The 13,704-nt window shown below is 64.7% G+C and carries 10 protein-coding genes; 2 read left to right on the forward strand and 8 right to left on the reverse strand.

Going from position 1 to position 13,704, the window contains the following annotated elements:
* The first annotated feature begins 35 nt into the window (after positions 1-35).
* Positions 36-1,250 (forward strand): amidohydrolase family protein, encoded by a 1,215-nt coding sequence (locus tag XW59_RS18875; protein WP_206077724.1) that lies wholly within the window; start codon positions 36-38, stop codon positions 1,248-1,250.
* A gap of 15 nt (positions 1,251-1,265) precedes the next feature.
* On the opposite strand, the gene XW59_RS18880 is transcribed toward XW59_RS18875, so the two are convergent.
* The 8 genes from XW59_RS18880 to XW59_RS18915 form a co-directional block, all read right to left on the reverse strand.
* On the reverse strand, positions 1,266-2,777 hold the full coding sequence (locus XW59_RS18880; protein WP_047146891.1) for a M81 family metallopeptidase: 1,512 nt from the start codon (positions 2,775-2,777) through the stop codon (positions 1,266-1,268).
* A 344-nt stretch (positions 2,778-3,121) separates the two neighbouring features.
* Entirely contained in the window at positions 3,122-4,594 is a 1,473-nt protein-coding gene (cysG, locus tag XW59_RS18885; protein WP_047146892.1) for a siroheme synthase CysG, read from the reverse strand.
* Positions 4,566-7,247, reverse strand: coding sequence for a nitrate reductase (locus tag XW59_RS18890; protein WP_047146955.1), 2,682 nt, complete (start codon positions 7,245-7,247; stop codon positions 4,566-4,568). Before XW59_RS18890 ends, cysG begins: the two co-directional genes overlap by 29 nt.
* A gap of 4 nt (positions 7,248-7,251) precedes the next feature.
* On the reverse strand, positions 7,252-7,581 hold the full coding sequence (nirD, locus tag XW59_RS18895) for a nitrite reductase small subunit NirD (RefSeq protein WP_047146956.1): 330 nt from the start codon (positions 7,579-7,581) through the stop codon (positions 7,252-7,254).
* Positions 7,582-7,586: 5 nt separating this feature from the next.
* On the reverse strand, positions 7,587-10,037 hold the full coding sequence (gene nirB / locus XW59_RS18900) for a nitrite reductase large subunit NirB (protein ID WP_047146893.1): 2,451 nt from the start codon (positions 10,035-10,037) through the stop codon (positions 7,587-7,589).
* 14 nt (positions 10,038-10,051) lie between these two features.
* Positions 10,052-11,260 carry a nitrate/nitrite transporter gene (locus XW59_RS18905; protein WP_137327059.1) on the reverse strand — a complete coding sequence of 403 codons (1,209 nt, stop codon included), beginning with the start codon at positions 11,258-11,260 and terminating at the stop codon, positions 10,052-10,054.
* 388 nt (positions 11,261-11,648) lie between these two features.
* A complete protein-coding gene (locus XW59_RS18910; RefSeq protein WP_047146895.1) occupies positions 11,649-12,881 on the reverse strand; it encodes a CmpA/NrtA family ABC transporter substrate-binding protein in 1,233 nt (410 codons plus the stop codon).
* The gene (locus tag XW59_RS18915; protein WP_047146896.1) at positions 12,878-13,480 is read right to left on the reverse strand and encodes an ANTAR domain-containing response regulator; all 603 of its coding nucleotides are present in this window, start codon (positions 13,478-13,480) and stop codon (positions 12,878-12,880) included. The genes XW59_RS18910 and XW59_RS18915 overlap by 4 nt, the downstream gene beginning before the upstream one ends.
* A gap of 36 nt (positions 13,481-13,516) precedes the next feature.
* Between XW59_RS18915 and XW59_RS29525 the strand changes: the two genes are divergently transcribed.
* Positions 13,517-13,704, forward strand: a 188-nt coding sequence (locus tag XW59_RS29525) for a hypothetical protein (protein ID WP_206077725.1), incomplete at its 3' end; no start/stop codon positions are given.

The raw sequence follows: 13,704 nt of genomic DNA on the forward strand, positions 1-13,704 counted from the left end.
TTCTTTGAAGATCATCGAACAGCAAGGTGCGGCCCGTGATCACCATCCTCGAAAACGCCAATGCCGTCGATGTCGAGAACGGCGAAATCCTTGCCGATCGCCACCTCTCGCTGGAAGGCGGGGTGATCCGCGAGATTTCCGAAAGCGCGATTGCCTGCGCCAATGCGCGGCGCATTCCCGTCAACGGGCGTTTCGTCATTCCGGGCCTCATCGACGCGCATGTCCATGTAACGGCCTATACCGCCAATCTCGGAGAGTTGCCGCGCCAATCGCCGATGTATGTCGCCGCGCAGACGGCGCGCGTGCTTGCCGGGATGCTCAGGCGCGGCTTCACCACCGTGCGCGATGTCGGCGGCGCGGAGTTCGGGCTCGCCCGGGCGGTGGAGGAGGGGCTGATCAACGGCCCGCGCATCCTCTATGGCGGCAAGGCGCTTTCCCCAAGCGGCGGCCATGGCGACCATCGGCCCATGGGGGTCGATCGGGAGGACGAAGCCTATTCGCAAGTGAGCCTCGGGCGGCGCTGTGACGGGATCGACGGGGTGCGCAGGGCCGCGCGCGACGAGATCAGGCGCGGCGCGCATCACATCAAGATCATGGCGAATGGCGGCATCTCCTCGCCCACCGACAAGATCACTTCCGACCAGTTCTCGGAGGATGAAATCGCCGCCATCGTCGACGAGGCGCGGATGGCGAACCTCTACGTCGTCTCGCACACCTATACGGCGCGCTCGGTCGCGCGGGCGGTTCGCAACGGTGTCCGCTCGGTCGAGCATGGCAATCTGCTTGACGAGGAGACGGTCTTTTTGATGAAGGAGGCCGGCAGCTTTCTCACCCCGACGCTCGCCTGTTTTCGGGCGCTGTCGGAAGTCGGTGCAGCAAGCGGGTTTCCGATCGACCGCATGGACAAGATCAAGCTGGTGCTCGATTCCGGCATCAAGGCGGTCGAGCTCGCCTATCGTGCCGGCGTGCCGATGGCCTACGGCACCGACCTCATCGGTCCGATGCATGAGCGACAACTTTCGGAGTTCGCGTTGCGCGCCGACGTGGTTCCGCCGCTCGATATGCTGCGGTCGGCGACCTCGGTCGGCGCGAGGCTCGTCAATCTCGAAAGCGAGATCGGCCATGTACGGGAGAATTATCGCGCCGACTTGAACGTGCTTTCCGCCAATCCGCTTGAAAAAGGCGTGCTTGCCGAGTTCGCAAGGCACCTTGACCTGGTGGTCAAGGGCGGCGTCGCGCAGGACCGCTAGAGCCGCCGGTCGCGCTCAGAGCGCCAGTTCGCATTCGAGTGCGACCTGCCTGTCCCATTCGGCGCGATCGAGCTTGGCGAGCGGCATGATGCGCGTTGCACGGCGGGTAAAGGGGAAACGGCGGGCGTCGGTCGAGGCGTAGCCGCCGCTGTCCACGATGAAGACGCCGTTCTGCGCCAGCGGCGTAAACGACGTGCGGAAGTGGTTGCTCGACTTCACGTGGATGATCGCCTTGCTTTCCAGATCTATCCCCTGGCTGCGGAACGCCTGCGTGTCATAGGCCTGGATGCGCTCGCTGACGACCGAGATGTGACCCGCGTCGCCGACGCGCAGGATGGTGCCCAGCCCGCCTTCCAGCAGTTCGCCGTGAAGATTGGCGCCCTCGTTGCGATAATTCACATCGGCCACACGCTCCACCAGGACGTCGGCGAGGAACGGCTTGCCGTTCTGGAGCGCGCCCATCGCAACGGTGCCGCGATTGCCGACGCCGATCGCCTGGGCGGCCCGCACGGCCTCGCCGTCGACCATGAAGCCGGCGACGAAGGGCAGCCTTTGCCGCACCAGGGCGGCGAAGATGTCGGCGACATTGGCGACGCCGCCGGAACCGGGATTGTCGCCGGCATCGGCAAGCACCACGCGTCCCGTGGCCGCGTGCGCAAATATCTCCGGCGCTGCCTCCTCGAAGGAGGGCGCCGATTTCTGTAAGGCCTCGCGGCGCTCCCAGACGGCGTCGGCCATGTCGCGGAAAGCGCGCTGCATCGCCCTGTCGTCGGTCCCCGTCACCAGCACCGAGCTGCCGACCTCGTCGGAATCGACATACGGGAAACCGCCCATCATGACGACGTCAGCCAGGCCGTCGCGTTTCTCGATCTCGCCGCTGAGCGCCATCATCTCGGCAAACGCTCCCTGATCGGTGGTCTGTGCACTCATCGGCACCGCGATCGGCAGCCGAAAGCGGCGCGTACGCAATGGTCGTGGGTCGAGCGCCAGGTGCATCAGCTTCTTGCCGCGCTGGTGGGTGTCGGCATGCGGGTAGAGCTTGCCGCCGATGATCACGTCCACCGTGCGGGGCAGGTCGGGCTCGACATTGGCATGGAAGTCGAGCGGCACGGCGATGCGGATGTCGGGGCCGACGATGGCGCGAACCTGCGCGGCGAGCGTGGTTTCCGGATTTTCAACGCCTTCGACAACGAGGGCGCCGTGCAGCAGCAGCGCAACCACGTCGACCGGTTCACGATCGACGATGTCGCGCAGCGATCGGACGATCTCGGCGGCCAGGCGGCGGAAGCTCGCCCCGTCCAGCGTTCCGCCCGGCAGGCAACCGGTGCAGACGCCGTATTCGATCTCGTAACCGGCCTCGTCCAGCGCCTCTGTCACGCCGCCCAGCCAGTTGCCGGTGGAGCCGAACTCGCGGCGTACATCCTCGCCGATGAAATATTGCGCGCTGCGGAAACCTTCGTAGGACGCTTTGCTGGGCGTGAAGGCGTTGGCCTCGTGAAAGAGCTGGATTACGGCGGCGCGTGGCATTGAGACGGATCCTGTCCGGCAAGAGGGAGGGCATATCGCGAGCGGGCAGCCCAAGGTGTTGCGCTCTTTTATTATGACATGCGGTGCTGTCAAAGCGCCGAACGCGTCCCGCGCCCAAATACGGCATCTGCCGTATTTTCAGGCCGTGACGGATCGCCTACAGATCGTGTTGGTGCTTGGATGCCGATTCCATCATCGGTTTGCCGAAAGGCGGCCCGACTGGTCCGGCAGACCGGTTCGCAGCGCGAAGCAATGTCAGCGGCGGGTTTGGGGGCTGACACGAATTTCGCGCTGCGAATTCCACTGCAGGTCCTCGGCCTTTGCAGGAGCCTGCTGAAGGGCGTTCACCCGACGCAAGCGTGCGCGTCCGCTTCACTATCCAGCCTCGCGGCCGCCGCCAGATCGAAGACCTTTCCGATACCGAGCACGATGGGATTCTCCAGACCGAAAGCTTTCACCTCGCGCGCAAGATGCCGCAACTCGCAGAAGGCGATGCGTTCGCCGGAGCGGCCGAGCGCGACGCCCACAGCCGTGCAAGTATCGGGTTCCATGCCGTGCTCCATCAGCCTTGCGGCGATGTCCGCCGCGGTGCGCCCCGCCATGTAGACGATCGTCGTGGCGGCGGGATCGGCGATGGCGTCGAAATCGATGTCTGCGGGCACTCCGCCATGTTTCGAGTGGCCGCTGACGAAGCGGATCGAGCGCGCGACGTCGCGATGGGTCAGCGAAACGCCGAAGGCCGAGGCAAGTGCCGAGGCGGCGGTTATGCCGGGCACGACCGTGTAGGGGATGTTCTCCGCCTTCAGGCACTCCATCTCCTCGCCGCCGCGGCCGAAGATCATCGGATCGCCGGACTTCAGCCGCACCACGTGCCGTCCGGCCCTGGCGAGACGGACCATCATGTCGTTTATGTCGCCTTGGCGGCAGCTCGGCCGGCCCGCGCGCTTGCCGACGAGGATGCGTTTCGCCTCGCGGCGCGCAAGTTCGAGTACCTCTTCGGAGACGAGATCGTCGAACAGGATGATTTCGGCTGCCTGCAGGGCGCGCATCGCTTTCAAGGTGAGGTGTTCGGCGTCGCCCGGACCGGCGCCGACGAAGGTCACCTTGCCCATATTCGAATGTGGGTGTCGAGCTTCATTCGAAAGCCTTTCCAGCATGGCCGCTTCATTGGCTGGCGGCGCATCTGTAAAGGCGCGTTCGGCAAAAGCGCCCCAGAACGCCCGTCTCAGGGCGACCGTCTCGAACTTCGCCGTCACGGCGTTGCGGATGCGCAATGCCCGCGCGCCCCACGCTGCAAGCGATGGGGGAAGCAGCGTTTCGATACGTCGGCGCAGCGCCTGACCAAGAACGGGAGCCGCGCCAGAGGTGGAGATACCAACGACGACCGGTGAGCGGTTGACGATCGAGCCGAACTGGAAATCGCAGAATTCCGGCTTGTCGATGACGTTGCAGGCAACGCCGGCCGACGCGGCGGCTGCCGCGAATGTGGCGGCTTCTGCGTCGCTCTCGCAATCCGCGACGGCGATCGCCGCGCCGGCGAGATCTTCCGCCTGCCAGGCACGGTAAAAGCGGCACAGGGCATCGTTGTCGTGACTTGCGGCAAGCTGCTCCATCTCGTGTCCGAGGGTGTCACGTGGCGAAAGGAGCCGCACGCGCGCGCCGGCGGCAAGCAGCAGTTCGGCTTTCCAGGCGGCTGCGTCCGATCCGCCGGCGACGACGGCGAGTTTTCCGGAAAGATCGATAAAGACGGGAAGGACCGAAAGTGGCGCGATCCGCGCGCGGCCTGCGTTACTCGGCTGCCTGGAGACTGCCTGCATGGATGATCCCCTTGATTTCTGAAATACAGGACCCGCAATTCGTGCCGGCGCGCACGGCTTTGCCGATCGCCTCTACGTTCCCGCAGCCGTCGGCCACGGCCGCGGCGATCTGGTTGACGCCGACATTGAAGCAGGAGCAGACGATGCGGCCGGGGGACGGCATGGCGCGTGGCGCATGACCGGAGAGAAGGCCTTTCCTGTCGGTTTCCTGCAACGCTTCGCCGGAGGCGAACAGCGCCAGAAGCCAGTCGAGCCTCGGCAGCAGGCTCGGCTGGGCAACGAACAGTGCCTCGCGCAGCGCGCCCTCACCGGATGTCGCGGCGGCACGGTAAGAGCGGCCATGCCGGTCCGTATATTCGATCATACGCTCGCGCGAGATCGGATCGAGCAACCCCTTCGCGAGGAGAATGCCCTGATCGGGCGTTTCGGTACCCGTCAGCTCGTAGAGCCAGCCACCGGAAACCGCCCTGCGGTGCCAATGAACGAAACCGGTAGGCCGAAGGTCGCGGACGGTGAGCAGGCTAGCTTCCCATGCGATTTTCTCGCGCGCCAGACGGATGGGCACGTTCTTCAACTCCGGCTGACCCGAGAACGGATCCGTCAGCGGATTGGAGACGGTTCCGGCCACCGCATTCGCGGCGAAAAGGCCGCTCCAGTGCATCGGCAGGAAGATTTGTCCGCGCGGCTGCTCGTCGGTGACGCGCGCTGCGGCACGCACGAAGCCGTAGCGGCTTTCGATGCGCACCAGGTCGCCGTCACCGACATTATAAGTATCGGCATCAAGCGGGTGGATGTCGCATGCCGGACGCGGGGCGTTCGCCATCAGCCGTGGCACGCGGCCGGTACGGGTCATCGTGTGCCATTGGTCGCGCAAGCGCCCGGTGTTGAGGCAGAGCGGGAAATCGGCGTCGACGGGAAGTGCCGGTCCTTCTTGTCTGACGGCTACGAAACGTGCGCGGCCGTCGGCGGTGGGAAAATTACCATCGCCCAGAAGTCTCGAATTTGCGGAAGAACAATTCCGGCGAGCGGGCCAAACGAACGGCGGGAGGGCGTCATACTCGGCGTCGGCAATATCGGCCAGGGCACTGATGTCGAACAGCCGTGTGCCGCCGTTTTCATATTCCGAAAGGGTGGCGTGCTCGCGGAAGATCGCTGCGTGCGAGGAATAGGCGAAGGCATCGGCGAAGCCCATGCGCCGCGCGATCTCGGTGACGATCCACCAGTCCGGCCGCGCGTTGCCCGGCGTTCGCAGGAATGCGCGCTGGCGCGAGATGCGGCGCTCCGAATTGGTGACGGTACCATCCTTCTCGCCCCAGGCGGCGGCGGGCAGGAGCACGTTGGCATAGCGCGTCGTGTCGGTTCGCGTCACATCGGAGACGACGACGAAGTCGCAGGACTTGAGCGCGGCACGAACCCGACCGGCATCCGGCATGCTGACGGCGGGGTTGGTGCCCATGATCCAGAGCGCCTTGATGTGGCCTTCGCGCGCGGCGGCGAATATCTCCGTTGCCTTGAGGCCGGGGCTCCGCGCGATGTTCTCGGTTTTCCAGAAGCGGGCAACGCGCTCGCTCGCCGCCGCGTCCTCGAAGCCCATATGGGCGGCGAGCTGGTTGGCGAGCCCGCCGACTTCGCGCCCGCCCATCGCATTGGGCTGACCGGTGATGGAAAAGGGCCCCATGCCCGGCCGGCCGATGCGCCCGGTCGCCAGATGGCAATTGACGATCGCGTTTACCTTGTCGGTACCGTGCGTCGACTGGTTGATGCCCTGGCTGTAGACGGTCACCGTCTTCTCATGGGCCGCAAACCAATCGTAGAAGCGACGAACCTCCGAAGCATCGAGCCCGCAGCCCGACGCGACCATCTCCGCAGATGGCGCGTCGGCGCGGGCGAGCTCGAGCGCGGCATCGAAGCCTGCCGTGTGCTTGTCGACGAAGCCCCGGACGATGCTGCCGGCCGATGCCAGATGGGCGAGCAGCCCGTTGAACAGAAGCACGTCCGTGCCGGAGCGGATGGCGAGATGAAGGTCGCAGTCCGAGGCCGTCGCCGTGCGGCGCGGATCGACGACCACGATCTTGGTTCCACGTTGTTGGCGCGCCTCCATGAGACGCCGGTGCAGAACGGGATGGCACCAGGCGAAGTTGGAGCCTGCGAGGATCACCAGATCGGCTTTTTCGAGGTCTTCGTAGATGCCCGGAACGATGTCCTCGCCGAAGGCGCGCTTATGGCCGGCAACGGACGAGGCCATGCACAGCCGCGAATTGGTATCGATATTGGCCGAGCCGATGAAGCCCTTCATCAGCTTGTTGGCGACGTAGTAGTCCTCGGTCAGCAACTGGCCGGAGACATAGAAGGCGACGGCATCCGGTCCGTACTTCCGTATCGTGTCCACGAACCTCCGGGCGGCGAGGTCGAGGGCCTCGTCCCAGTCCGCCTTCCTGCCTGCGACCTCGGGTTCGAGCAGCCGTCCTTCGAGGTCCAGTGTCTCGGCAAGCGCGCTGCCCTTCGAGCAGAGCCTGCCGAAATTCGCTGGGTGATCGGGATCGCCTCGAACCGCAACCTCGCCGTCTGCCTCGACGCGCGCGATCACTCCGCAGCCTACTCCGCAATAAGGGCAGGTGGTGCGGACCTCGCGTCCGTTTTTCGCGGCGCTCATGCCGTCAGGCCGCCTTCTCGGCACGGGTTTCGAGCGCGATGAAAATCGCCTCGCCCTCCATCCTGACCGGGATCGTCCGCACGGCGCCTTCGTCCGCGCCGAGCGTTTCGCCGGTTTCGAGCGAGATCACCCAATTGTGCAGCGGGCAGGTGACGGATGCGCCATGGACGATGCCCTGGCTGAGCGGGCCGCCGCGATGGGGGCAATGATCCTCGATGGCGTAGACCTTGCCGTCCGCGGTGCGGAAAACGCCGATCCTGCCCTGCGGGGTTGCCACGCACCGCGCCCCGCGCAGCGGGATGTCGCCGATATTGCCGATTTGTGTCCAGTTCATCATCGTCACTCCGCCGCTTCGGCCAGCTCGAGACGGGCCAACGGATTGAACTCGTGCTTGTCCTTGCCGGAGACCCGTTGCGACCATGGGTCGACCTGCGCGAATTTCTGGCTGAAGACGAAGCGGTCGAAATAGGCGCGGCGACGCTCCCGGTCGTCCACGATCTGGCGCCTGATCTCATCGATGCCGATGCGCCTGGCCCATTTGTAGATGCGTTCGAGATAGCGTCCCTGCTCACGATACATCTGCGTCAGCGCGACGATCACCTCCAGCGCCTCGTCTTCCGCCTTCACGAGCCCGAGTACCTCGGTGCCCTTGATATCCAGACCGGCAGCACCCGCGAAATGGATTTCGTAGCCGGAATCGACGCAGACCACGCCGACGTCCTTGCAAGTCGCCTCCGCGCAATTGCGCGGGCAACCGGACACCGCCATCTTGACTTTGGCCGGCGTCCACGAGCCCCACATGAACTTCTCGATGCGGATGCCGAGCCCGGTGGAATCTTGGGTGCCGAAGCGGCACCAGTCGGACCCTACGCATGTCTTTACCGTGCGTAGCCCCTTGGCATAGGCCTGGCCGGAGACGAAGCCGGCCTTGCCGAGATCGGCCCACACGGCTGGAAGGTCCTCTTTGCGGATGCCCAGCATGTCGATGCGCTGGCCGCCGGTGACCTTGACCGCGGGAATTGCGAACTTGTCGACCACGTCGGCGATCGCGCGCAGCTCCTTCGACGAGGTCATGCCGCCCCACATTCGCGGAACGACGGAATAGGTACCGTCCTTTTGGATGTTGGCGTGGACACGCTCGTTGATGAAGCGCGACTGGTAGTCGTCGGCATATTCGTCCGGCCAGTCGCAAACGAGGTAGTAGTTGAGCGCGGGGCGGCATTTGGCGCAGCCGCACGAGGTCTTCCACTCCAACTCCTGCATGACGGCCGGGATGGTCTTCAGGCCCTTGGCGCGGATCAGCCGACGCACGTCGTCATGGCCGAGATCGGTACACTGGCAGATCGGCTGGATTGCTGCCGGATTGTAGCCGTCGCCAAGCGTCAGGCTCATCAACTGCTCAACCAGTCCCGTGCAGGTGCCACAGGAGGCGGATGCCTTGGTGTGGGCACGCACGTCGTCCAGCGCCGTCAGCCCCTTCTGTCTGATCGCGCCGACGATCCTGCCCTTGCAGACGCCGTTGCAGCCGCAGATTTCCGCATCATCCGGCAGGGCTGCAACGGCCGCCAAAGGGTCCGCGGGGGATCCTCCCTGATAGGCCTGTCCGAAGATCAGACTGTCGCGAATACCGGATATGTCGGCCTGTTTTTTCTGAAGATCGCCGAACCAGGCGCCGTCGGAAGTTTCGCCGAAGAGCACCGTTCCGATGATGCGGTTCTCCTTCAGCACCAGTCGCTTGTAGACGCCGGCCGTCGCGTCGCGCAGCACGATCTCCTCGCGGTCGTCGCCATCGGCGAAATCGCCCAGCGAATAGAGGTCGATACCGGTGACCTTGAGCTTGGTCGGGGTTTCTGAATGGACGAAACGTGCGCTCTCGTCGCCGGAAAGATGCGCCGCCGCCACGCGCGCCATCTGATAGAGCGGCGCCACCAGCCCGTATGTGTCGCCTGCGACCTCCGCGCATTCGCCGAGCGCCATGATCGATGCGTCGGAGGTACGCATGCCGTCGTCCACCACGATGCCGCGATTGACCGTGAGCCCGGCCTCGCGGGCCAGCCCGACATTGGGCCGGATGCCCACCGCCATGACGACGAGCGTCGCCGGGATTACGCGGCCGTCGTCCAGTTCCACGCCTTCGACCCGGCCGCAGCCGGTGATCCTCCTGGTATTGGCTCTGGTGATGACCTCGATGCCGCGGGCCTCCACGGCTTTCTGCAGGAGGTAACCGGCGGCCGGATCGAGTTGGCGTTCCATCAGCGTGGGCATGACATGAAGTACGGTCACCTCCATGCCGCGCGCCCTCAGCCCGGCGGCCGCCTCGAGGCCGAGGAGCCCGCCGCCGATGACGACAGCCTTCTCGCGCGATTGCGCCGCCAGCAGCATCGCCTGGACGTCGTCGAGGTCGCGATAGGTGATGACGCCCGCCAGGTCGGTACCGGGCACGGGAATGATGAAGGGCACCGAGCCGGTCGCGATCACCAGCCTGTCATAGGCTTCGACGACGCCATGATCGGACGTGACGGTCTTACCTGCGCGGTCGATCGAGACGACCCGGTGACCTTTATACAAGACAATGCCGCGGTCGATGTACCAGCCGTCGCCATGGATGATGATCTCTTCATAGGCCTTCTCGCCCGACAGCACCGGCGACAGCATGATGCGGTCGTAATTGACCCGCGGTTCCGCATTGAAGATGACGACCTCGCAGCGCTCCGGATCGGCTTCCAGCAGATGTTCCAGCATCCGGCCCGGCGCCATGCCGTTGCCGATGATGACGAGCTTTTCCTTCATGGTCGGTCTCCCGGTCATTCGGCTGGAACGGGCGCGGTCGTCCGCTCCATGCGCCGGATCGCGAGATGCATCCAGGCGAGCGAGACGGCGACGATGACGAAGAGCAACATGAAGCAACTGCTCCAGAGCCCTGTGAGATCATAGAGAGCGCCAAAGCAGATCGGCAGCAGGAAGCCCCCGAGGCCGCCGATCATGCCGACGAGGCCGCCTACCGCGCCCACGTTTTGCGGATAGTAGATCGGGATATGCTTGTAGACGGCCGCCTTGCCGAGGCTCATGAAGAAGCCGAGCACGAAGACGAGCACGACGAAGACGATCGGTCCGATGGCAAATTGATGAACGGCGCCAGCACCGGCAATTTCTCGAGGCGGCAGGGCAAGGATCGCGGTCGTGGCCGCCGAGACGAGGAACATCCAGTACATCACCGCGCGCGCGCCGCGCCGGTCGGAAAGCACCCCGCCATAGGCGCGGAAAATCGAGGCGGGAATGGAGTAGGCGGCGGCGATGATGCCGGCGGTGATTATGTCGAAACCGTAGACGCCCATCAGATAGCGCGGCAACCACAGCGCCAGCGCGACAAACGCGCCAAAGGCGAAGAAATAATAGAGCGCGAAGCGCCAGACGCGAAGATCGCGTAGGGGCGCCAATTCCGACGCCAGCGACCTCTGTCCGCCACCGACCTGCCGGCGTGTCCGGATGACGGGATCGTCCTCGGTCGAGAACCAGAAGACCGCTGCCATGACGACGAGCGCCAGCGCCCAGATCTGGGCGACGGTCTGCCAGCCCCAGGCGATCAACACGTAGGGCGCCGCGAATTTGGTCACGGCGGCCCCGACATTGCCGACGCCGAAAATGCCGAGCGCCGTGCCCTGCCTTTGCGGGGAATAGAAGCGTGAGACATAGGCGACGCCAACGGCGAAGGAGCCACCCGCCATGCCCACGCCGAGCGCCGCGATGAGCATCTGGCCGTAGCTTTCCGCGCCGGCAAGCAGAAAGGTGGCCCCCGCGGCCAGAACCATCGTGGCCGTGTAGACGAGACGCCCGCCATAGCGATCCGTCCAGATGCCGAGGATCAGCCGCACCAGCGAGCCGGAGAGGATCGGCATGCCGATGAGCAGCCCGAGTTCGCTTTCGGAGAGACCCAGCTCATCCTTGATGCGCACGCCGATGATGGAAAATATCGTCCAGACGGCGAAGCAGACGGTGAACGCGATGGTGGACATCGACAGGGCACGTGCGGCTCCTGGGTCTGAGGTATGTCCTGGGGCTGGAGTTTCGGTCATTTGCGGCTCCGTTCGAGCGAGGTGATCGCGAAAAACAAAAAAGCCGCCGACAGGTCACACGCGCGTCCGTACATCCGGGATCGCGGTTTTCCTGTCGGCGGCTTTGCCTGGGGCGCCCGCCATTGGACGCCGATATGGTGGCCCGAAGGCCTCGTACTGACGAAGCACGAGGCGTGCCAATTCGTTATTGTCTGCAATATTACAGAGAAATCAGCTATTTGGCCGTAGGCGCCGGAAAATTTGCGCGGAGGTGCGCGGCTAAATCCTCAGCAATCGTCATGTCTGTACGCACAATAATTGTGCATTGCACAAGGATGCGGCGCTGGATTCAGTCGTCGTTGGAATGCGCCTGCGAGGCGATATAGGCGTCGACCCGGTCCGGATCGAAGAGTGTCCCGTCGAAGAAGCCGTCAGGACCGAGCGTCAGGCTCGCGCCCTCGGAGCCGACGGGGGTTTCCGTGCGCAGGGCGCCCTCGACCTTGGCATTGGCGCCAGGCAGCGCGACACCCAGCGGCTTGAGTGCGGAGCGGTAAAGGTCCGGCCGATAGGTGTTGCGCGCGATTTCGAGATTTTCGGCGGTGTGGGTGACCTGGCGCCACCGCGCCATCTGGGTGTAGAACCAGAGCGCATGGCTTTTCCAGGGGAAGGTCGCCGCGCGCGCGAGCGGCATGAAATAGTCGTCGACGCTTGCATATGCCGAGGCGCCGATACGCAACCGTCCCGACAGCGCCGGCATCATCCATTCCGCGGGCCTCGCGACATAGGCTGGCAGCGAAAGGATCGCGGCGAGCTCTTCGTGATTACCGGCCTCGGCGCACCATCGGGCGGATCGATAAAGCGCGCGCAGGAGCGCGGTGAGCGCTTCCGGCCGCTCCTCGGCCCAGCGCGCGGCCGCGCCCAGCACCTTTTCCGGGCTCGACCGCCAGATTGCAGCCTTGGCGGTGGCGATGCGGCCGTGCCCGGCTTCCACCGCGGCCGTATTCCACGGCTCCCCGACGCAGTAGCCGTCGATGCGGCCTTCGCCGAGCGCATCCGACATCAGCGGCGGCGGCACGATGACGATCTCGATGTCGCGACCGGGTTCGATCCCGCATGCGGACAGCCAGTAGCGCAGTTCGTAATTGTGTCCCGAATGCGGGTGGACGACCGCGAAGCGCAGCGGCGTGTCCTTCGCCGAACGGCGATGCTTGATGGTGCGTGCGAGCGCTTCGCCCGTCGTGCGGGCATCGAGATCGGTGCTCGCGCCTTCCGCCTCCATAGTCCGCCACAGCGCGTTCGATACCGTCACCGCATTGCCGCCGAGCCCGAGTGCCATCGGCACGATCGTCGGGGCGGCCAACGGCGTCAGGTTGAGATTGAACGCGATCGGCATCGGCGCCAGCATGTGCGCGACCTGGAAATGGCCGACGGCGAGCCGGTCGCGGATATTGGCCCAGGAAGTCTCGCGCACGAGCTCGAGATTGATGCCTTCATCCGCGGCGAAGCCCTTTTCATGCGCGGCGACGATCAGCGCGGCGTCAAGCAGTGGCATGAAGCCCACTCTTATATAATGGTCGCTCATGCGGGGTCTCCCGGTCCGAGGAGGTCGGCGGCGGTGATCAGGCTTTCGGCCACTTCGGCGATCTTGCGGTTCTGGTTCATCGCGGTTTTGCGCAGGAGCGCGTAGGCGGCGTCCTCGGGCAGGCCGCGCGACTTCATCAAAATGCCCTTCGCGCGGTCGATCAGCTTGCGGCCTTCGAGTTCACTGCGCGCCTCCTCCAACTCGCGTATAAGGCGGGCGAAGGCGTTGAAGCGGCTGACAGCCATGTCGAGGATCGGCTTGACGCGCTCCTGCCGCAGCCCGTCAACCACATAGGCCGAAACGCCGGCGTCGACCGCTGCTTCGATCGAGGCCTTGTCGGCACGGTCGACGAACATGGCCACGGGCCGTTTTACCGCGCGCGAGAGCTGGAACATGTTTTCCAGCATGTCGCGGTTGGGGTTTTCGAGATCGATGACGATGACGTCGGGATTTATGTCGCCGATCCGCCGGGCGATGCCGTCGACATCGTGCACGACGATCACTCTCTCATGGCCGGCCTCGCGCAGCCCCGCTTCTATGATGGAAGCGCGGATATGGTTCTCGTCGATGACGAGGATGACGAGGGCGGAAGCTGCCATGGCCGCATCTTGTCGCTTGTCGCCGCTGATTGTGCAATGCCGATCAGGCACATGGCCGTTCGGCGGTCCGCCGCGGAGGCCGTCGCGCGGTTCGCGGCACAGTTCTTCCTACGGCATGATCTTCCGTGTGCCGGCATGTGTTCGCCGCCGGCTTCATGGGCTTGTCTGTGGATAAAAACGGCACGTCAAAAAATTTTCGTCAACGACCATTTTTTCGAAAATCG

This window comes from Aquamicrobium sp. LC103 (assembly GCF_001014615.2).
GTDB lineage: Bacteria > Pseudomonadota > Alphaproteobacteria > Rhizobiales > Rhizobiaceae > LBCQ02.

Coding starts and splice junctions, on each gene's coding strand:
- XW59_RS18880 (WP_047146891.1), bottom strand. CDS start 2,777: ATGCCACGCGCCGCCGTAATCCAGCTCTTTCACGAGGCCAACGCCTTC.
- cysG (WP_047146892.1), bottom strand. CDS start 4,594: ATGCAGGCAGTCTCCAGGCAGCCGAGTAACGCAGGCCGCGCGCGGATC.
- XW59_RS18890 (WP_047146955.1), bottom strand. CDS start 7,247: ATGAGCGCCGCGAAAAACGGACGCGAGGTCCGCACCACCTGCCCTTAT.
- nirD (WP_047146956.1), bottom strand. CDS start 7,581: ATGAACTGGACACAAATCGGCAATATCGGCGACATCCCGCTGCGCGGG.
- nirB (WP_047146893.1), bottom strand. CDS start 10,037: ATGAAGGAAAAGCTCGTCATCATCGGCAACGGCATGGCGCCGGGCCGG.
- XW59_RS18905 (WP_137327059.1), bottom strand. CDS start 11,260: ATGTCCACCATCGCGTTCACCGTCTGCTTCGCCGTCTGGACGATATTT.
- XW59_RS18910 (WP_047146895.1), bottom strand. CDS start 12,881: ATGAGCGACCATTATATAAGAGTGGGCTTCATGCCACTGCTTGACGCC.
- XW59_RS18915 (WP_047146896.1), bottom strand. CDS start 13,480: ATGGCAGCTTCCGCCCTCGTCATCCTCGTCATCGACGAGAACCATATC.